This is a genomic window from Sagittula stellata E-37 (assembly GCF_039724765.1).
GTDB lineage: Bacteria > Pseudomonadota > Alphaproteobacteria > Rhodobacterales > Rhodobacteraceae > Sagittula > Sagittula stellata.
Map to the genome: position 1 here is coordinate 3,246,617 of NZ_CP155729.1, position 18,586 is coordinate 3,265,202.

The following is an 18,586-nucleotide window of genomic DNA, read 5'->3' on the forward strand; positions in this document are numbered from 1 at the left end:
CCACGGGGAGGCACATCATGAACGGCGAGAGCGTCTGGCTCGGGTCAATGCGGGGACCGATCCGCTTGGCCATGTTCATATTCATCGGTCTGTCACTGGCAATTTACGCCTGGTTCCTGATCGCACAATACACCACGGCCGATCCGATCGGCATGCACGAGATGATCCGCCCCGGAGGCCGGCCTCTGGTGCAGGCCCTTCTCATCAGCATTGCACTCGCGCTGCTGTTCAGCTCGCTTTATCTGTCGGATTTCAAGGGTGTGATCGAGGTGGAGCGCACCGGGCCGTTCGACATCTTCAGCCTCGTGCTCGGGCGGCTTTCGATGATAGCCACGGCCTTCATCGTCGTCACAATGGGCTTCGAAGTCGTTGCGCGTTACATCTTCAATGGCGGCACGCTCTGGGCCAACGAGCTGTCGCTCTGGATCGCGGCGTTCGTGTTCCTGATGGCTGGCCTCTACGCCATGCAACAGCGCAGCCACATCCGCATCTACGTGATCTACGACATGATGCCCCGCTGGATGCAGAAGGCGTCGGACTGCGTGTCCGTCTTCCTGATCTGGGTCTTCGTGGGCTGCCTGATCTGGGGCGGTTACAACGATGCGACCCGGCGGTTGATGAACCTCGAAGGCTACGGCTCCGCCTGGGATCCGCCGATCCCCGGCACGGTCAAGACCGCGGTCCTGGTAATCGGGCTGGCGGTTGCGCTGCAGGCATTGTCCAACCTGATCGCGGACTGGAACAAGGCCCCCGAACACCATTCCGCCGACGACATCGACGAACACGAAATCGAGAACATCCGCAAAACGCTCGAAGGGGACAAGTAAATGGTCGACATCGGCACGCTCTCCCTGATCCTTCTGTTCGGCATGTTCGCGTTGCTGGCGATCGGGATGCCGCTGGGTTTCGCTTCGGCGTTTCTGGCCGTCGTGACACTGCTTCTGAAGTTCGACACGGACATCCTGTTCCGCAGCTTCGGCATGGGGCCGTTTTCGGTGCTGGGACAGGCGATCTACCGGCAGATGGTCAACTACGTCCTGATCTCGGTGCCGCTCTTCATCTTCATGGCCGCGCTGCTGGAGCGATCCGGCATCGCGCGGGACATGTATTCGTCGCTGAACGTCTGGCTCAGCCGGACGCGGGGCGGCATCGCCATCGTGACATCGGTCATGGCCGTCATCATGGCCGCCATGTCGGGCATCATCGGCGGCGAAGTCGTGCTGCTGGGCCTGATCGCCCTGCCCCAGATGCTACGGCTGGGCTACAACCAGAACCTCGCCATCGGCACGATCTGCGCCTCCGGGTCGCTCGGCACCATGATCCCGCCGTCGATCGTCCTCATCTTCTACGGGCTGGTCACGGAAACGTCGATCAAGGCGCTGTTCACCGCGTCCTTCCTGCCGGGCTTCATGCTGGCGTCGTTCTTCATCATCTACATCGTGGTCCGCACACGGATGAACCCCGATATGGCGCCCCTCCCGCCCGAGGACCCGGACGCGCCGAAAGGCAACGAGAAACGCCTGATGTTCCTTGGCTTCATCTCGAAGCTCGGCATGTACATCACTGCGGCCCTGCTGGTGCGCGCACTGTTCTTCACCATCTTCGGGATGAATGCCCCCACCGAGGGCGTCGATCCGATCCTGCTGGGCATGGCGTCGGACATTCCATGGCTTGTCGGGGCCTTCATCCTCTTCGGGGTGATCGCCTTCGCACTGGTCGGACGCGAGCGCACCGCCGCGGGCTGGGAGATGGGCCGCGGCCTGATCGCGCCCACCGTGGTCATAGGCGTGGTCCTGGGGTCGATCTACGGCGGCATCACCGGCATCACCGAGGCCGCGGGCATGGGTGTCGTCGCCGTCTTCGTGATCGGCCTGATCCGCCGCGAGATGACGTTCGAGATCGTGTGGGACGCGCTGCTGCGCACTGTGAAGTCCACCGGCACGATCATCTGGGTGACCATCGGCGCCGCCGCTCTGGCCGCCGCCTACACCCTGGCGGGCGGGCCAACCTATGTGGCGAACATGATCGTGGGCGCCGACATGCCGACGATGGGTGTGATCCTCATCATGATGTTCATCTTCCTCATCATGGGCATGTTCATGGACTGGGTCGGCATCGTGTTGCTGATCATGCCGGTCTTCCTGCCCATTGTCGTCCGCCTTCCCGCCGAGGAGATCGGCTGGTTCGGTCATGTCGACGCGCGGGTGATCCCGATCTGGTTCGGCGTGGTCTTCTGCATGAACATGCAGGTCAGCTTCCTGTCGCCGCCCTTCGGCCCGGCCGCCTTCTATCTCAAATCGGTGGCCCCGGCGCATATCTCGCTGACGGACATCTTCAGAGGCTTCCTGCCTTTCATCGCCCTGCAATTGCTGGCGCTGGCGGTTCTGCTGGCGTGGCCGCCCATCGTGACGGTCTTCCTGTAAGGTGCTCTGTGCCCGGGCGGTCCCCTCCGCCCGGGCACCGGCTTCGCCCCGCGCCGGTTCCGGGTGCAGGACAATCCCGGTCTTCGCCCCCCCCCCGCGGTCCGGCCTCCACCGCCCGGAATCCGCCATCCCGATCCGCGCATGACTTGAATCCCGCGACCGAAAGGCGCAAGAACCACCCCAGCACCCTCAACTGGAATATTAGAAGATCACCGCCGGGCCGGACCCGGCGTCTGCATCAAGCAAGAGAGATCGCAATGACCACCGTTCGTTTGTCCGAGGCCGACAATGTCGTCACCGCCGTGACCGCCCTTGAGGCGGGCCAGCACGGCGCCACGCAGCTGATCCCGCGCGGTCACAAGCTGGCCACCCGCGCCATCGCGAAGGGCGCGCCGGTGATCAAGTACGCCCAGGTGATCGGCTACGCCGCCGAGGACATCGCCGAAGGCGCGCATGTGCACACCCACAACCTCGACTTCCGCAACGTCGACACCGAATACGAATACGCCACGAACATCCGTCCCGCCCCCGAGGCCACCACACAGGACACGTTCATGGGTTACCGGCGGGCGTCGGGCCGGGTCGGGACGCGCAACTTCATCGCGGTGCTGACCTCGGTCAACTGCTCCGCCACGGCGGCCCGCCAGATCGCGGCGCATTTCACTCCGGAGCGGTTGACGGACTATCCCAACGTCGATGGTGTGGCGGCCTTTGTCCATGGCACCGGCTGCGGCATGGCCGGACAGGGTTCGGAAGGCTTCGAGGCGCTGCAGCGCGTGATGTGGGGCTATGCCAAGAACCCCAACGTCGGCGGCGTGCTGATGGCCGGGCTGGGCTGCGAGATGAACCAGATCGACTGGCTGGTGGAGGCTTACGGCCTGACGCCCGGCCCGCTGTTCCAGTCGATGAACATCCAGGACGTGGGCGGCCTGCGCAAGACAGTCGAACTGGGCATCCGGAAGATCGAGGCGATGCTGCCGATCGTGAACGAGGCCCGACGCGAGGAGTGCCCGGCCTCGGAGCTGATGGTCGCGCTCCAGTGCGGCGGCTCGGACGCGTGGTCGGGCATCACCGCCAATCCCGCCGTGGGCCACGCCTGCGACCTTCTCGTTGCACAGGGCGGCACTGGCGTGCTGGCCGAGACGCCGGAGATCTACGGCGCCGAGCACCTGCTGACCGCCCGCGCCGTCGACCGCGAGGTGGGCGAAAAGCTGGTCGGGCTGATCCGCTGGTGGGAGGATTACACCGCCCGCAACAAGGGCTCGATGGACAACAACCCCTCCCCCGGCAACAAGAAGGGCGGGCTGACCACGATCCTCGAAAAGTCGCTGGGCGCGGCCGCCAAGGGCGGCACCACGCCGCTGACCGGCGTCTACAAATACGCGGAGCCGGTGACGGCGAAGGGTTTCACCTTCATGGACAGCCCCGGCTACGACCCGGCTTCGGTGACGGGGCAGATCGCGTCCGGCTGCAACCTGGTGTGTTTCACCACCGGCCGCGGGTCGGCCTTCGGCGCGAAGCCCAGCCCGTCCATGAAGGTCGCGACCAACACGGAGATGTTCGACCGGCTGACCGAAGACATGGACATCAATGCGGGCTCCATCCTGAGCGACGGCAAGTCGGTGGAGGAGGTCGGTCGCGAAATCTACGAGATGTGGCTGCGCATGGCGTCCGGCGAGAAGACCAAGTCGGAACTGCAGGGGCTTGGCGACTTCGAGTTCGTGCCCTGGCAGATCGGCGCGGTGATGTGAGGGATTTCGCCCCGGCTGCGCCGGGGCGATCCGCGGGGGCTCCGCCCCCGCACCCCCGAGGTATTTTTTCCAAGATGAAACCAAGGGCCGTGCCTTGTTCGGCCTCCCTGGCAGATGGGACGAGAGGAAGATGCGATGACAGGACTGCCGTTGTGCGTGGTAGGCGCCGGTTCCATCGGGCAGCGTCATATCGAGGTGGCAGGTCTGTCGGAGATGACGGAACTGGTCGCTGTCGTGGAGCCGCATGCGCCCCTGCGCGAGGCGCTGGCGGCCCAGGGTCTGCCCATGGTGGCCACGCTGGACGAGGTGCCGGAAAAGGTGCGCGCGGCCATTGTGGCGACACCGACGCAGGATCACCATGCATCGACGCTGGCCTGCCTGTCGCGCGGCTGGGCTGTGATCGCCGAGAAGCCGCTGGCCGGAACGCTCGACGCGGCGCGCGCCCTGGGCGACGCATCGGCGGCGGCGGGCCTGCCGCTGTTTACCGGCCATCACCGGCGCTGCCATCCGTTTTCCATCGCGGGGCGCGCGGCGCTGTCCGGGATCGGCGATCTCGTGGGTGTGCAGGGGTTGTGGTCGTTGCGCAAGCACGACAGCTATTACGACGCACCGTGGCGGCGGATGCCGGGCGCCGGGCCGCTGCTGACCAACATGACCCACGAGATCGACCTGCTGCGCTTCCTGATCGGCGAGATGACGGAGGTCACGGCGCTGCTGTCCTCTGCCCGGCGTGGCTTCGAGATCGAGGACACTGCCGCACTGGCCTTCCGGTTCGGCGACGGCGCACTGGGATCCTTCCTGATCTCTGACGCCGGCGCGTCGCCCTGGTCGTTCGAGAGCGGATCGTTCGAGAACCCGGCGATTGCCGGATCGGGCGAGGATTACCTGCGCGTGACCGGCACCGAGGGCGCGCTGGCCTTTCCGTCGCTGACCCGCTGGGGGCGGTCCGGGCCGGGCGAGATCGAATGGTCGAAACCGCTGGCCCGCACCGATGGCCCCCGGTTCGATCCGATCGACCCGCTGCTGGCGCAGATCGAACGCTTTGCGGCGGTTGTGGCGGGCGGCGAGGACGACGTGCTCTGCACCGCCGCGGACGGCATCGCGGCGATGGAGATGACGCTGGCCTGCGCGCTGTCGGCGCGCGATGGGCGGCCCGTGACACCACGCGAGGTGCCGGGCGATTACACCGGGGTGTGAGCCCCAGGGGACCAAACGGGAGGACACCCATGAGACTGCAGGGCAAACGCGCCTTCATCACCGCCGCCGGACAGGGCATCGGCCGCGCCATCGCCGAGGGCTACTTGCGCGAAGGCGCCACGGTGATCGCCACGGACCTCAACGCCGGGCTGATGGACGGGCTGGGCTGCGAGACGGCGGCGCTCGACGTGACCGACAAGGCGGCGGTGACCGCCGCGGTCGAGGCAGCGGCGCCGGACGTGCTGGTGAACTGCGCGGGCTTCGTGCACGCGGGGCCGCTGCTGGATGCCACGGACGACGAGTTCGACTTCGCCATCGCGCTGAACGTCCGCAGCCAGTTCCACGCCATGCAGGCCGCGCTGCCGGGGATGATCGCGCGCGGCGGCGGGGCCATCGTCAACATCGCGTCCGTCGCCTCGTCCATCGTCGCGGCACCGAACCGCTGCATCTACGGCATGTCGAAGGCGGCGGTGATCGGGCTGACCAAATCGGTGGCGGTCGATTACGTCAAGCAAGGCATCCGGGTGAACTGCATCTGTCCGGGCACGGTAGACAGCCCCTCGCTGCACGACCGCCTGCGGGCGATGGGTGACTACGAGGAGGCCCGCAAAGCTTTCGAAGCGCGCCAGCCCATGGGCCGGATCGGCACCGCAGAGGAGATCGCGCATCTGGCGATCTACCTCGGCTCGGACGAGAGCGCCTTTACCACCGGACAGGCGCATGTGATCGACGGCGGCTGGGCGGCGGCCTGATGTAGGGTGCAGATTCTGCACCTTCAATGCGAGGGGACAGAGGATGACGGAGGCGAAGCCACGCGAGGACCGCACACGCACGGGTGTGCTGCTGATGGTGCTCGCGGTGGCCTTCTTCACCTGCATCGACAGTTCGGCGAAACTGCTGATCATTGCGGGGCTGCCGACGTTGCAGGTGGTCTTTGCCCGCTACACCGGGCATTTCCTTGTGGCCGTTCTGCTGTTCGGCCTGCGGGATCCTTCCGCCTTCCGGAGCCATGCGCCGGTCAAGCAGATGTTGCGGTCGCTTTTCCTGCTGGGGTCGACGGTGCTGAACTTCTCGGCGCTGCAGTTCCTGCCGATCACCGTTACCACGACGATCATGTTCGCCGGGCCCATCGCCATCACGCTTCTGGCGATCCCGCTTCTGGGCGAGAAGGTGGGCCTGAGGCGGATCGTGGCGGTCTGCTGCGGTTTTGCCGGCGTGCTGGTGGTGATGCAGCCATGGGGGGCGGAGTTCCACCCTGCCATGTTCCTGTCGCTCGGTGCGCTGGTCTGCGCCTCCTTCTACTTCATCCTGACGCGCATGCTGTCGGACGTGGAAGCCAACGCCACCCAGCAGCTCTGGTCCTCGGGGATCGCCGCGCTGTGCCTGCTGCCCTTCGTGCTGCAGGACTGGACCTGGCCGACGGGCTGGTCCTGGCTGCCCTTCGTGCTGATCGGCTGCTTTGGCGCGTCGGGGCACATCGCGGCGACCGTGGCACACCGGCTGGCCGATGCCTCGATCCTGGCGCCGGTCGTCTACGTGCAGATCTTCATGGCCGCCTTCGCGGGTTGGTCGCTGTTCGACACGCTCCCCACCGTGTGGACGCTGGGCGGCGGGCTCATCATCATCGCCTCCGGGCTGTACATATGGCAACGAGAGCGGGTCGTGCGCGGCCGCGTGCGGAGGCCGGTGCCTGCCCAGCGTTAGCGGTACATCCGTCCGTCGGGTACGGGAGCAATGACAGCCAGAACGTCGTGCGAACGCTCTGACCATGCACGATATGGAAAGGCCGTTCAGGCGATACGCCCAAACGGCCCTTCCATCCGAAGTCTTGCGTGTCCTGGCCTGCCAGACACGGCGGGGACGGTCCCCGCCGGCCCCGGACAGTTCAGCCGCGTCCGATGTAGGGCATCGCCGAGGCCATGACGGTCATGAACTGGACGTTCGCTTCAAGCGGCAGCGACGCCATGTGCAGCACCGACGATGCCACATTCGCCACGTCCATCACCGGCTCGACCGCGATGGACCCGTCTGCCTGCGGCACACCCTTGGTCATCTTCTCTGCCATGTCGGTCAGCGCGTTGCCGATGTCGATCTGTCCGCAGGCGATGTTGTAGGGCCGCCCGTCCAGCGAGAGGGAGCGCGTCAGCCCGGTGATCGCGTGCTTCGACGCGGTGTAGGGGGCCGATCCCCAGCGCGGCACATAGGCCGAAACCGAGCCGTTGTTGATGATCCGCCCGCCCATCGGGTCCTGCTTGCGCATCCGGCCGAATGCCGCGCGGGCGCAGATGAACGACCCGGTCACGTTGATGTCGATGCACTTGCGCCAGTCGTCGACGCTGATCTCGTCCACCGGGCTTCCCGAGACGGAGACACCGGCGTTGTTGAACAGCGCGTCGATGCGCCCCCATTCGGCCATCGCCTTGTCGAAGGCGGCGTCCACCTGTGCCTCGTCCACCACGTCGCAGGGCAAGGCGAGCGCGTTCTCGTGGCTGTCGGCCATCTCGGCCACCGTCTCGGGCGTGCGACCCACGATGCCCACGCGCCAGCCAGCCTCCAGAAAGGTCTGCGCGCAGGCCTTGCCGATACCGCGCGCGCCCCCGGTGATGATGATTGTCTTGCTCATGTGAAGCTCTCCCCCATGTTTCTTCGAGCCTTGGAAATGCCGAAAGGCGCGCCGGGGGCCCTGCCCCCGGTCCTTCTCGGATCGCGCCCTTCGGATGTCAGTGGTTGTCGCGCGGCAAGTCCCTGCGGATCTTCTGGTAGGCCGTCGCGAGTTCGAGGCAGCCGCCTTCGGCCAGTTGGCCGACGTGGGTGCGGTAGATCTCCTGCCACGGTGTCTGGTTATGGATCTCGGGGGCTTCCCAGGCGTCGATACGGGCCTGCCACTCCGCCTCGTCCACCAGCGCATCCATGCGCGAGGCGTTGAGGTCCAGCCGCACCCGGTCGCCGGTCCTGAGATGCGCCAACCCGCCCCCGACCACCGCCTCGGGCGAGGCGTTCAGGATCGACGGGCTTTCCGAAGTGCCCGACTGCCGCCCGTCGCCCACTGTCGGCAGGTGGTTGATCCCCGCCTTGATGAGCGCGTCCGGCGGCTGCATGTTCACCACCTCGGCAGAGCCGGGATAACCCACGCATCCGACGCCGCGGATGAACAGGATCGAATGCTCGTCGATCTCCAGCGAGGCGTCGTTGATCCGGTCGTGGTAGTCCTCCGGCCCTTCGAAGACCACGGCCCGCGCCTCGTAGATCCCTTCCTCGCCCGGCGTCGACAGGAACCGCTTGCGGAAGTCCGGCGAGATCACCGAGGTCTTCATCAGCGCGCTGTCGAACAGGTTCCCCGTCAGCACCTTGAAGCCCGCGTTTTCACGCAGCGGCTCCGCATAGGTGCGGATCACGTCCAGGTCGACGCTTTCCACCCCGGCAAGGTTTGCGCCCATGGTGTTGCCCGTGGCGGTCATCGCGCCCTCGTGCAGGCGCCCGGCCTTCATCAGTTCGCCCATGACGGCGGGTACGCCACCGGCGCGGAAGAAACTCTCGCCCAGGTATTCGCCCGCGGGCTGCATGTTGACCAGAAGAGGCACGTCGAAGCCCACCGTCTCCCAGTCCTTCACGTTCAGTTCCACCCCGGCGTGGCGGGCCACCGCCTGCAGGTGCGGCGGCGCGTTGGTCGACCCGCCGATGGCCGCGTTGACGACGATCGCGTTCTCGAAGGCCTCACGCGTCAGGATGTCGGAGGGTTTCAGATCGTCGAGCACCATCTGCACGATGCGCTTGCCGGTCTCGTAGGCCATGGCCATCCGCTCGCGGAACGGCGCGGGGATCGCCGAGGACCCGGTCAGCGTCATGCCGAGCGCCTCCGCCATGGCGTTCATGGTCGAGGCGGTGCCCATGGTGTTGCAGTGCCCCAGCGACGGTGCCGACGAACAGACGCGGCCCATGAATTCCTCGTAGTCGATCTTTCCCTCGGCCAGCAAACGGCGCGATTCCCAGACGATGGCGCCCGACCCGGCGCGCTTGCCCTTCCACCAGCCGTCCAGCATCGGGCCGCCGTTGAGCGCAATGGCCGGGATATCCACGGTCGCCGCGCCCATGAGCTGCGCGGGCGTGGTCTTGTCGCAACCGGTGGTCAGCACCACGCCGTCGATGGGATAGCCGTGCAGCACCTCCACGAGGCTCAGGTACGCGAGGTTGCGGTCCAGCGCCGCGGTCGGGCGCTTGCCGGTTTCCTGGATCGGGTGGATCGGGAATTCCATCGGAATGCCGCCCGCCTCGCGGATGCCTGCCTTGATGCGGTCCATCAGGAAGACATGGATCTTGTTGCAGGGCGCGATATCGGAGCCGGTGTTGGCGATCCCGATCACCGGGCGGTCGGACATCAGTTCTTCGCGCGTGTAGGTGCTGTTCTGGTAACGCTCCACGTAAAGTGCGGTCATGCCCGGATTGTTCGGATTGTCGAACCACTCCTGGCTGCGGAAACGTTTTTTCGCGCGTGTGTCTGACATCGTATTTTCTCCCTTCCCCGTCTCGGGCGATTCCCGGCGCGGGCTTCGCGGCATCCTCACCATTTGGTATACCAAATGCAAGCACCGCCCTTGACAAGATCGCCTCGCCCCCCTGCTATGCCCCCGGAAAGGGCCGCCACGCGCGCGCCTTGAGGGAGGACATCATGAACCGTGCGTTGCCCATGCTCGCCGTGGCGTGGCTTGCCCTGCCCGCCTGTGCGGAGGAGCCGCTGACACCGGCCATCGACACCGAGGCCGTCGCCGGATGCGTGGCCGAAGCGCGGGCGCGCGATGCCTCTCCCGACATCTGCATCGGTCCGACTCTGGCAGGCTGTGGCAGTCTGCCCGCCGACGCACCCGCGCTTGCCACGCTGTGCTACGACGCGGCGCGCCTGCGACTGTCGGAGGCCGCGGCAGAACGGCTGACACGGCTCGACGGAACGGCGCCGGAACCCGTCGCCCTGCGCGCCCGCATCGAGACCAAGTACGACTTGCTCTCGGGCCTCCTGCAATGCGACCGGCTGGAAGAGCTGGGGCGGCTTGCCGATACCCCGGCTGAGGCGCTGGCCCTGCAAAAGACCCGCTGCGAAGCCACCGCCTCCGGGCTGGCCTACATCCGCCTGCTGTGGCGCGTGACGCCGGGCGACCAGCAACAGACACTGCCGGACAGCCCGGCCCAAGGAGACTGACCCATGATCGAAGAACCACCCGTCCTGACCATCGTCGAAGGCGCCCCCACCCCGACGCCGGACCAGATCGCCGCGCTGAAGGGGGTGGAGACCGCCTTTATCTGCGACGCGATGGGCGGCATCGCCGCCATGTCCACGGCCATCGCGCCGCTGGGCCTGGGAGACGAACTCGACCGCCACGTGGTGGGCCGCGCGCTGGTCGCCGACAGCGGGCCGATGGACATCATGGCGACGCTGGCCGCCGTCAACCTGCTGACGCCAGGTGACGTGGTTGTCCATGCGGCACACGGCCATGACGGTTGCGCCACCATTGGCGACCAGCTGTCCGGCATGTTGAAGAACGCGGGCGCGGCAGGATTCGTCACCGACGGGCCGATGCGCGACTTCGACGGCATCCGCGCCACCGGCCTGCCCTGCTGGTGCACCGGCCTGAACCCGAACTCTCCCTATGCCAACGGCCCCGGCACCCTTGGCGGCTCGGCGGTGGTCGGCGGCCGCCAGGTGGCGACGGGCGACCTCATCGTGGCCGACCGCAACGGCGTTGTGGTCATTCCCTACGCCCGGATCGACTCGGTGATCGCCAAGGCGCAGGAGGTCGCGAAGATGGAGAAAGAGCTGGAGGCAAAGGTAAAGGACGGTTTCCGCGCGCCTCTGGACATCGACGCCATGCTGGCCGACGGTCGCGCGAAGAAGGTGTGAGCCACGGGGCCGCCACCGAACCGGAGTGCGTCGCCATTGTCCCACAGCCCCCTATCGATCGACGACGGAGCCTGCCGTTTCCGTCCAGCGACCTGCGCAGAAGCCGATGCTCTCGCCGACATCCGTGTCGCGGCCATGCGCCCGAGCCTGGAGGCCGTCGGGCGATTTTCGCCCGAGCGCGCCCGTGAGAGGTTCCTGAAAGGCTTCGATCCAGCGGACACGACAGTGATCGAGATCGGCGCAGAGATGGCCGGGTTCTTCGTCGTGCGGCGCCGGAAAGACCACCTCTACCTCGACCACCTCTACGTCGAACCCGCTCACCAGGGTCGGGGACTGGGGCGGGTGGTGGTTGCCGGCCTTCAGGCCAGCGCGGAACGGGAAGGGCTGCCGATCCGCCTGATGGCGCTGAACGGCAGCCCTGCAAACGACTTCTACAAAGGGTGCGGGTTTACGCTCGTGTCGTCCGACGACCTCGACACGATCTACGCATGGCAGGCACCGCCTGCCAAGTGACGCCCCCGCTCAGTTCATGTACCAGCCGTGGCTGACAACGACCGACTGCCCGGTCAGCGCGTTGGTCTTGAAGGACGCAAACAGATGCGCGATCTCCGCCACGTCCTCAACCGTGGTGAACTCGGTGTCCACCGTCTCGCCCAGCATCACGTCGCTGACCACTTCCTCTTCGGAAATGCCCAGATCCTTGGCCTGTTCGGGGATCTGTTTTTCCACCAGCGGTGTCTTCACGAAACCGGGGCAGATCACGTTGGCCCGCACGCCATCCTTGCCGCCTTCCTTCGAGATCACCCGTGCCAGCCCCAGTAGCCCGTGTTTTGCCGTGACATAGGCGGACTTCAGCGGCGAGGCCTCTTTCGAGTGTACCGACCCCATGAAGATGATGGAGCCGGAGCCCTGCTTCTTCATGTGCGGGATCACCGCCTTCGAGGTCAGGAAAGCTCCGTCGAGGTGGATCGACAGCAGCTTTTTCCATTCGTCGAACGGAAAGTCCTCAAGCTTGTGCACAATCTGCACGCCGGCGTTGGACACCAGCACATCCACCGTGCCCCATGTGTCGACAACCTTGGCGACACCGGAATTGACGGCTTCTTCGGAGGTGACATCCATGTCGATGCCCATCGCCTCGCCGGGCCCCTGGTCTGTCAGTTCCTTTGCAGCTGCCTCTGCCTTGTCGAGCGCGATGTCGGCGATCGCGACCTTCGCGCCGGAGGCGACGTAGCGCGCGGCGATGGCCTTGCCGATGCCGGAGGCGGCGCCGGTGACGATGCAGATCTTGCCTTTCATGTCCTGAAGTACGTCGGTCATGGGTAGTCTCCTTTTCAGTTCGTCGGCACAACCGCGCCGGGTCATGCTTCGTTCATTTGGTCGGCATGGCCCCTTCGGGTCATGCGCGTGTCGGTTTTTCAGGCACGACCACTCAGGGTCATGCGCGGGATGTTCCGGCCGCCGCAGGGTGCGCCCGATCCGGGCCGGGACAGCGAAGTGCCCCAGCCCCTCGACCGGACCGACGCAGAGCGGCCCGGCACCGTTCCGCCCGACTCTTCACGTCTGCGGGACCGGCGCGTCCGGTCAGTGCAGAGGTTGCGTCGCGACGTGGGAACTGCCCTCCGGCACGGCCAAGCCCTGCGAGGCCGCGCCATGGCCGCTGTGGCTGTCCGGGTCGGACAGGTCGAAAACCTCGATCATCTCCTGGCCCTGCCCCCGCCGCTGCCAGTCCGCGTGGCCGAGCGTGCGCTGCGTGTCCCGCGCGCCCGCCTGCCAGTGCCCTTCCATCGAACGGCGTGAGAACTCGAAGTCCTTCGTGCCGTTCTCAGTCGGAAGCTGGCGATAGATCAGGTGCGCAATGGCGATATGCGGGTCGCGTTCGCCGTTCATCAGGTTCCGCAAGTCCGGATCGTCGCGCATCGCCTCCGGCAGACGCCGCGCCAGACGCCGCGCGGCCTGATGCATCGCGTGCCGTTCCCGCATCATGTCGGTCACCATGCGCGTGCGCGACGAGAAGCGAATGTCCTTCTCGCGGCTTTCCGACGCCCAGACACTGTCGGGCAACTGCCCCCGCGCAGACCACAGATCCACCTGCCAGATCGTCAGGTCGTCCGACCCGTCCTGCACGTCCAGCACGTATTGCAGCGGCGTATTCGATACCATGCCGCCGTCCCAATAGTGCGCACCGTCGATCTCGACCGCCGGGAAACCCGGGGGCAGTGCGCCGGACGCCATGATATGATCCACCGTCAGCCGCATGTCCGCGCTGTCGAACCAGGTCATGTTACCGCTCTCCACGTTCACCGCACCCACGCTGATCCGCATCGGCCCGTCGTTCAGCAGGTCGAAATCCACCAGTTCCAGCAACGTCTCGCGCAGCGGCGCGGTGTCGTAGAAACTGCGCGCACCCGGCGTTCCCGGCAGGCGCATCGCCGCCGACGGCCAGCGCGGCACGAAGAACCCCGGCGCGCCGGTCTGCACGATGGTCGCCGCCGAACACAGGTTCAGCCAACGCGGCGCCAGCCAGCCCGAGACGTTTTCGGCCCAGAGCTGCCGGGCCGTGATCCGCTCCCAGAAGGTTCGGAGCGCCGTCATGCGCCGGTCGGGGGCGTTGCCCGCCAGGATCGCGGCGTTGATCGCGCCGATGGAGATGCCGGCCACCCAGTCGGGGGCTTCGCCAGCTTCTGCCAGCGCCTCGGCGGCACCGCACTGGTAAGCCCCGAGTGCGCCGCCGCCCTGCAGCAGAAGGATCGTGCAGGCCATGGCTCAGGCCATCCCGAGGAAGAGGCCGGACAGGCCGACGGCGATCAGATACGCCGCGATGACATAGTTCAGGACACGCGGTGCGACGAGGATGACGACGCCGGCGACGAGGGCCAGCAAGGACTGGGCGAGGATGGGATTTGCATACATGGCAAGTGCTCCGGATTGCGGCGGCGCATCGTGTGCCGCCTGTTGCATCGACACTTAGGTCGCCGAACTGACGTCGCCCTTCTCTGGATCTTACAAATCCGTAAAGCGCCGCTTTTCGCGGTTTTCAATTTTGTAAACTGGCGGAAAAGCAGCGGACAGATCCGGTCCCCACATCATCCTCACCGGGCGGCAGATGCTTGTGCTGCACCGCGAAAACAAGGGCCGCAACCGGCCCAAACCAGAGGAGAACCACCATGAAAACCCGTTCCAAACTCTTGTCCGGCGCCCTGATCGCCGTGATGCTCGGCGGCTCCGCAATGTCGGCCTATGCCGCCACCAACGCCACCGATCCTGCAGCCAAGGCCACCGCGAAGACGGAACAGGCCGCCGCAAAGGACCCCGGCTATGCCACTCAGACCGGCATGATCCGCACCGCCGACGAGGCGTTCAAGGCGCTGCGTGACGTGCATCTGGCCCGCATGGCCATCTCGAAGGACGATCAGGAGACCGCCAAGATGCGCGTCGACGCCGCGCTGGCCCTGTTCGACAAGTCCGAGAAGGACTGGAACGACCTGACCATCGGCGACACGGAGGATCCGTCGAATGCCGACCGCCTGCTGCCCATCGACGTCTCCATGTCCCTCGGTGAGACATTTGTCCCCGGCGAAGCCACCGGCGACGCGCTCAAGACCGCAACGGCGCAGTTGCAGAGCGGCCAGCATGACGCAGCGCTGAACACCCTGCGCGTGGCCGAGATCGACGTGAATGTCAGTGCCGCCATGCTGCCCATCGCAGCAACCCATCAGGCGCTTCAGGACGCATCCAACGCTCTGGCCAATGGCGACATGACCGCCGCCGACCAGGCGCTGGCCAAGGTGGGCGACGCGATCGTGGTCCGCAGCTTCTCCATCGACGGCATCCCGCAGCAGCAGTCCGTGAAAGCCTCTGCCGACGCAGGCGCCAAGAACACCTCGCCCGTGAGCGAGGAACACGCCCAATCCGAAGCCACGGCAGCAATGGCGGACCAGCCGACCGACGGCTCCTGAACGTCCGTTCTTCCAGTTCTGATGTCATGAAAGCGGCGCCGGGTCCTCCCGACGCCGTTTCAGCGCAAGAGGGTGGGACAGTCAGAGTAACGCGCAGCGCCGGCGGTCACGCGCTCCCGCACCGTCGCCACCTGCCCGACGGTCTGGTCTTACTGGTCCAGGCCCGCGGTCAGATCCTCCGCCATCCACAGCGCGTTCGATGCAGGCCGGGTCCACGGCTTCCGCATCTGCGTGCAAGGGCACACCGGCACCACGGCGCAAGCCCCGCTTCAGGCGGCACACGTCAACCGAAGGCGCTCTTCATGCCCCCCGACATCTGGGTCCGGAAGATCGAGGTGTTGTCCTTCGCGGGCGGCAGCGGCATCCGCACCGGCACCTGTTCCAGCCGGGGCGTGAAACACGGCTCCCCGGTGATGATCCGGTCCTGCAGGTCGGCCCAGAAACCCTGCTGGCCGAGGCCGTGGATGTAGCTCGACGCGCCCAGCAACGGCCACGCATCCGCACTGGCGCACTCGTAGAACAGGATCTTGCGCGCCCGGGTCGACCGGTTGGGCGCCGAGCCATGCAGCGCCCGCACATGGTGCACCGTCATGTCGCCCGCCCTGCCCGTCAGCGTCACCGCCTTCGACAGGTCGAAGTCCGGATCGTCCGGCGACACCGCCCCGCAAAAGTGCCCCTCGTGATGGTGGGACAGCACCGGACCCCGGTGCGAACCGGGGATCACCATCAGCGGCCCGTTTTCCTCGTCCATGTCCTCCAGCAGCACGCCGAACGCCAGGAGATCGTCGTTGGTCGCCGGGTAGAAAGCCCAGTCCTGGTGCCATTCCACTGCCGCGCCGCCGCCCGGCGCCTTGCAGTTCAGCTTGGACGTGTTGATGATCGTCGACGGTCCAAGCAGGTCGTTCAGCACTTCCGTCACCCGCGATGCCGTCAGCAGGTCCCAGAAGAACGGATCGTTCCTGTGCGGCAGCTTCACCCGTGTCAGGCACGGCGTTTCCGCCGAATGTCCCTGGTCGAGATCGTAGAGATCGTCGCTTTCGGTTACGCTCCGCGATCCTTCGATCCAATCCGTGACGATGGACTGCGCCCGGGACAGTTGGTCCGCCGTCAGCACACTGTCGACCTTCAGGTAGCCATTCTCGGCGTAGAACGCCTTTTGTTCCTCGGTAAGCATCCGCACTCCTCCCTGCGTCAAACTCGATCGTCGAAATAGCATCGTTGCATGGCTTCGGCCCAAGCGGGGCATCCGGAACGGCGGCGGCGGCATGGCCCGCCGGCGGCCGGTTCGCTCCCCATCGGCCAGGCGGCGTTGCGCAGAACGGTTCTGACGCGCTCTGACGGCAATCCGACACCGGGGCTGCGTCCGGGACGAAGGCGCGGCGCCCTTGCCTCGCACCTGTGGCGGTGCACCGCATACCGCCAGTCCGGATCGGGCGTTACGCGGCGGGAAGACCCCCGCCGCACCGCCGATCCCGCGCGGCCCCGCCTAGCGCCCCTTCGCCGATTCCTCCGCCATCTCGACGCCGTTCATCCGCGCAACGTGATCGGCCAGCCACGGCACGTAGTCCTGCGCGTGGCCGATGGCCTCGGCATGGACGAAATACTGCCGCGCGGCGCCCAGCATCAGCGTCATCACATCCGCCTCCGCGGCCATGGACCCGGCGTACTTCAGGTCCTTCGACGCATTGGCGATGGAGAACTTGTGCACCTCGCGCTCCCCGTCCACGACGCAGCGCATGAAGGTGTCGAAGAAGCCGTTGCCCAAACGCGACGATCCGATGACCTTCTGCACCATCTTCGGCGGAATCCCCGCCTTGGCGCCCAGCACCGTGACCTCGGCATAAAGCGCGGCGTAGCCCATCGAGATCGTGTTCATCAGCAGCTTCATCTTGTGGCCCGCACCGACACCGCCGACCCGGTTGATGTTGCCCGCCCAGCATTCGATCACCGGCAGCACACGGTCAAAGACCTCCTCGTCCGCGCCGATCATCGCATCCAGCGTGCCTTCCTCGGCTTCCTTCGGGGTGCGTCCCAGCGGTGCGTCGACGAAATGCCCGCCCTTCGCCGCCAGTTCCTCGGCCAGCGCCATGGTCGAGGTCGGATCGGCGGTGGTGCAATCCACCACGATCAGCCCTTCGCGCGCCCCAGCCAAAAGCCCGTCCGCGCCCCGGAAGACCGATTCGACCTGCGGAGAGTTCGACAGGCAGATGTGCACGATGTCGCACTGCTCAGCCATCTCGCGCGGGCTCGTCGCCTCGGTCGCGCCCATCCCCACGAGGCTTTCGACCGGCGTACGGTTGCGGTTTCCCTTGACCATCATCGGGTGGCCGTTCTGCAGGATGTTCTTGGCCATCCCGTGCCCCATGTACCCCAGCCCGATGAAGCCGACCTTTGCCTTGTCCGACATTTCCATTCCTCCCATGTCGTTGATGTCCTACGTTTTCGGGCCGGCGGGCGGGCGCTTTTGCGTCAGCAAACAGTGCCGCCTCGCCGGTCCGCCCGTGCGTCACAGTCGCGCGGTGATGCCCCCGTCCACGAACAGGACGTGCCCGTTGACGAAACTCGCTGCGTCCGAGCAAAGGAAGACACAGGCGCCTGCCAGCTCCTCCACCTTGCCCCAGCGGCCCTGCGGCGTACGTTCCTCAAGCCAGCGGCAGAATTCCGGGTTCTCCACCAGCGCCTTGTTCAGCGGCGTGTCGAAATAGCCCGGTGCGATGGCGTTGACGTTCAGCCCCTTCGGCGCCCAGTCCGTCGACATGCCCTTCGTCAGGTTCGCCACCGCCCCCTTCGAGGCGGTGTAGGGCGCGATTCCCGGCCGCGCCTGCAAGGTCTGGACCGAGGCGATGTTGACGATCCGCCCGGCGCCGCGGCCGATCATGTGCCGCGCGCAGGCCTGCCCCACGTAGAAAGCCGAGGCCACGTTGGTCCGCATCAGGCGGTCGAAGATCTCCGGCGGAAACTCCTCCAGCGGCGCGCGATGCTGCATGCCCGCGTTGTTGACCAGGATGTCGATGGCGCCCGTTCCGGCCTCGAATCCGTCGATGGCCTCCCGCGCCGCCGCCGCGTCCGTCACGTCGAAGGGCAGCACGTCGACCTCCGCCCCCTCGCCGCGCAGCACCTCGGCCGCCGCGTCCAGTTTCTCCACGCCGCGCGCGTTCAGCACCAGCGCGGCTCCTGCCTGTGCCAGCCCGCGTGCCAGCGCAAAACCGATCCCCATGGAGGCGCCCGTGATCAGCGCCCTCCGCCCCGACAAGTCGAAAAGTCCCATGTTCCTCCCGGCGGTCCGAGTTCGCGCGTTGACATCCCTGCGCCCAGCCGCTTTGTTCCAAATGGTATACCATCCGCGAGGCGATGCAACCCGAGGCG

General features: G+C 66.4%; 18 protein-coding genes. 10 read left to right on the plus strand and 8 right to left on the minus strand.

What is annotated here, in order from left to right:
* Positions 1 to 17 precede the first annotated feature (17 nt).
* The 6 genes from ABFK29_RS15445 to ABFK29_RS15470 all read left to right on the plus strand — a co-directional run bounded on the left by ABFK29_RS15445 (position 18) and on the right by ABFK29_RS15470 (position 7,075).
* Positions 18 to 827, plus strand: coding sequence for a TRAP transporter small permease subunit (locus ABFK29_RS15445; RefSeq protein ID WP_005856406.1), 810 nt, complete (start codon positions 18 to 20; stop codon positions 825 to 827).
* A complete protein-coding gene (locus tag ABFK29_RS15450; protein WP_005856407.1) occupies positions 828 to 2,423 on the plus strand; it encodes a TRAP transporter large permease in 1,596 nt (531 codons plus the stop codon).
* A 257-nt stretch (positions 2,424 to 2,680) separates the two neighbouring features.
* A complete protein-coding gene (locus ABFK29_RS15455; protein ID WP_347099685.1) occupies positions 2,681 to 4,174 on the plus strand; it encodes a UxaA family hydrolase in 1,494 nt (497 codons plus the stop codon).
* A 135-nt stretch (positions 4,175 to 4,309) separates the two neighbouring features.
* Positions 4,310 to 5,371 carry a Gfo/Idh/MocA family protein gene (locus tag ABFK29_RS15460; protein WP_040605199.1) on the plus strand — a complete coding sequence of 354 codons (1,062 nt, stop codon included), beginning with the start codon at positions 4,310 to 4,312 and terminating at the stop codon, positions 5,369 to 5,371.
* A gap of 29 nt (positions 5,372 to 5,400) precedes the next feature.
* Complete coding sequence (locus tag ABFK29_RS15465; protein ID WP_005863773.1) at positions 5,401 to 6,123, plus strand: SDR family oxidoreductase; 723 nt, start codon at positions 5,401 to 5,403, stop codon at positions 6,121 to 6,123.
* 43 nt (positions 6,124 to 6,166) lie between these two features.
* Positions 6,167 to 7,075: a DMT family transporter gene (locus ABFK29_RS15470; RefSeq protein ID WP_005863775.1), complete on the plus strand. Its 909-nt coding sequence runs from the start codon at positions 6,167 to 6,169 to the stop codon at positions 7,073 to 7,075.
* A 181-nt stretch (positions 7,076 to 7,256) separates the two neighbouring features.
* Here ABFK29_RS15470 and ABFK29_RS15475 read toward each other — a convergent pair whose 3' ends face one another.
* Positions 7,257 to 7,994 (minus strand): SDR family oxidoreductase, encoded by a 738-nt coding sequence (locus ABFK29_RS15475; protein ID WP_005863777.1) that lies wholly within the window; start codon positions 7,992 to 7,994, stop codon positions 7,257 to 7,259.
* A 97-nt stretch (positions 7,995 to 8,091) separates the two neighbouring features.
* Complete coding sequence (locus tag ABFK29_RS15480) at positions 8,092 to 9,873, minus strand: IlvD/Edd family dehydratase (RefSeq protein WP_040605200.1); 1,782 nt, start codon at positions 9,871 to 9,873, stop codon at positions 8,092 to 8,094.
* 164 nt (positions 9,874 to 10,037) lie between these two features.
* Between ABFK29_RS15480 and ABFK29_RS15485 the strand changes: the two genes are divergently transcribed.
* From ABFK29_RS15485 to ABFK29_RS15495, 3 genes are read left to right on the plus strand one after another with little or no spacing between them, the layout of a single operon-like run.
* Positions 10,038 to 10,562, plus strand: a complete 525-nt coding sequence (locus ABFK29_RS15485; protein ID WP_005863781.1) for a hypothetical protein — start codon at positions 10,038 to 10,040, stop codon at positions 10,560 to 10,562.
* A 3-nt stretch (positions 10,563 to 10,565) separates the two neighbouring features.
* Positions 10,566 to 11,261, plus strand: coding sequence for an RraA family protein (locus ABFK29_RS15490; protein ID WP_005863783.1), 696 nt, complete (start codon positions 10,566 to 10,568; stop codon positions 11,259 to 11,261).
* Positions 11,262 to 11,297: 36 nt separating this feature from the next.
* Positions 11,298 to 11,774 carry a GNAT family N-acetyltransferase gene (locus tag ABFK29_RS15495; protein ID WP_347099686.1) on the plus strand — a complete coding sequence of 159 codons (477 nt, stop codon included), beginning with the start codon at positions 11,298 to 11,300 and terminating at the stop codon, positions 11,772 to 11,774.
* Between the two features lie 9 nt (positions 11,775 to 11,783).
* Here ABFK29_RS15495 and ABFK29_RS15500 read toward each other — a convergent pair whose 3' ends face one another.
* From ABFK29_RS15500 to ABFK29_RS15510, 3 genes are all read right to left on the minus strand, one after another.
* Positions 11,784 to 12,581, minus strand: coding sequence for a 3-hydroxybutyrate dehydrogenase (locus ABFK29_RS15500; RefSeq protein WP_005863787.1), 798 nt, complete (start codon positions 12,579 to 12,581; stop codon positions 11,784 to 11,786).
* A 264-nt stretch (positions 12,582 to 12,845) separates the two neighbouring features.
* Entirely contained in the window at positions 12,846 to 14,024 is a 1,179-nt protein-coding gene (locus ABFK29_RS15505) for a patatin-like phospholipase family protein (RefSeq protein WP_005863789.1), read from the minus strand.
* Between the two features lie 3 nt (positions 14,025 to 14,027).
* A complete protein-coding gene (locus ABFK29_RS15510) occupies positions 14,028 to 14,174 on the minus strand; it encodes a DUF3096 domain-containing protein (RefSeq protein WP_083803547.1) in 147 nt (48 codons plus the stop codon).
* Positions 14,175 to 14,428: 254 nt separating this feature from the next.
* On the opposite strand from ABFK29_RS15510, the gene ABFK29_RS15515 reads away from it, so the two are divergent.
* Positions 14,429 to 15,220 carry a YfdX family protein gene (locus ABFK29_RS15515; protein WP_040605201.1) on the plus strand — a complete coding sequence of 264 codons (792 nt, stop codon included), beginning with the start codon at positions 14,429 to 14,431 and terminating at the stop codon, positions 15,218 to 15,220.
* A gap of 283 nt (positions 15,221 to 15,503) precedes the next feature.
* Here the strand turns inward: ABFK29_RS15515 and ABFK29_RS15520 are convergent, their stop codons facing one another.
* From ABFK29_RS15520 to ABFK29_RS15530, 3 genes are all read right to left on the minus strand, one after another.
* A complete protein-coding gene (locus tag ABFK29_RS15520; RefSeq protein WP_005863795.1) occupies positions 15,504 to 16,394 on the minus strand; it encodes a phytanoyl-CoA dioxygenase family protein in 891 nt (296 codons plus the stop codon).
* Positions 16,395 to 16,706: 312 nt separating this feature from the next.
* Positions 16,707 to 17,627, minus strand: coding sequence for an NAD(P)-dependent oxidoreductase (locus ABFK29_RS15525; RefSeq protein WP_040605202.1), 921 nt, complete (start codon positions 17,625 to 17,627; stop codon positions 16,707 to 16,709).
* A gap of 99 nt (positions 17,628 to 17,726) precedes the next feature.
* The gene (locus ABFK29_RS15530) at positions 17,727 to 18,488 is read right to left on the minus strand and encodes an SDR family oxidoreductase (protein ID WP_040605203.1); all 762 of its coding nucleotides are present in this window, start codon (positions 18,486 to 18,488) and stop codon (positions 17,727 to 17,729) included.
* Between the last annotated feature and the right edge of the window lie 98 nt (positions 18,489 to 18,586).

Coding starts and splice junctions, on each gene's coding strand:
- ABFK29_RS15470 (WP_005863775.1), top strand. CDS start 6,167: ATGACGGAGGCGAAGCCACGCGAGGACCGCACACGCACGGGTGTGCTG.
- ABFK29_RS15465 (WP_005863773.1), top strand. CDS start 5,401: ATGAGACTGCAGGGCAAACGCGCCTTCATCACCGCCGCCGGACAGGGC.
- ABFK29_RS15530 (WP_040605203.1), bottom strand. CDS start 18,488: ATGGGACTTTTCGACTTGTCGGGGCGGAGGGCGCTGATCACGGGCGCC.
- ABFK29_RS15475 (WP_005863777.1), bottom strand. CDS start 7,994: ATGAGCAAGACAATCATCATCACCGGGGGCGCGCGCGGTATCGGCAAG.
- ABFK29_RS15500 (WP_005863787.1), bottom strand. CDS start 12,581: ATGACCGACGTACTTCAGGACATGAAAGGCAAGATCTGCATCGTCACC.
- ABFK29_RS15480 (WP_040605200.1), bottom strand. CDS start 9,873: ATGTCAGACACACGCGCGAAAAAACGTTTCCGCAGCCAGGAGTGGTTC.
- ABFK29_RS15515 (WP_040605201.1), top strand. CDS start 14,429: ATGAAAACCCGTTCCAAACTCTTGTCCGGCGCCCTGATCGCCGTGATG.
- ABFK29_RS15455 (WP_347099685.1), top strand. CDS start 2,681: ATGACCACCGTTCGTTTGTCCGAGGCCGACAATGTCGTCACCGCCGTG.
- ABFK29_RS15510 (WP_083803547.1), bottom strand. CDS start 14,174: ATGTATGCAAATCCCATCCTCGCCCAGTCCTTGCTGGCCCTCGTCGCC.
- ABFK29_RS15485 (WP_005863781.1), top strand. CDS start 10,038: ATGAACCGTGCGTTGCCCATGCTCGCCGTGGCGTGGCTTGCCCTGCCC.
- ABFK29_RS15520 (WP_005863795.1), bottom strand. CDS start 16,394: ATGCTTACCGAGGAACAAAAGGCGTTCTACGCCGAGAATGGCTACCTG.
- ABFK29_RS15450 (WP_005856407.1), top strand. CDS start 828: ATGGTCGACATCGGCACGCTCTCCCTGATCCTTCTGTTCGGCATGTTC.
- ABFK29_RS15460 (WP_040605199.1), top strand. CDS start 4,310: ATGACAGGACTGCCGTTGTGCGTGGTAGGCGCCGGTTCCATCGGGCAG.
- ABFK29_RS15505 (WP_005863789.1), bottom strand. CDS start 14,024: ATGGCCTGCACGATCCTTCTGCTGCAGGGCGGCGGCGCACTCGGGGCT.
- ABFK29_RS15490 (WP_005863783.1), top strand. CDS start 10,566: ATGATCGAAGAACCACCCGTCCTGACCATCGTCGAAGGCGCCCCCACC.
- ABFK29_RS15525 (WP_040605202.1), bottom strand. CDS start 17,627: ATGTCGGACAAGGCAAAGGTCGGCTTCATCGGGCTGGGGTACATGGGG.
- ABFK29_RS15445 (WP_005856406.1), top strand. CDS start 18: ATGAACGGCGAGAGCGTCTGGCTCGGGTCAATGCGGGGACCGATCCGC.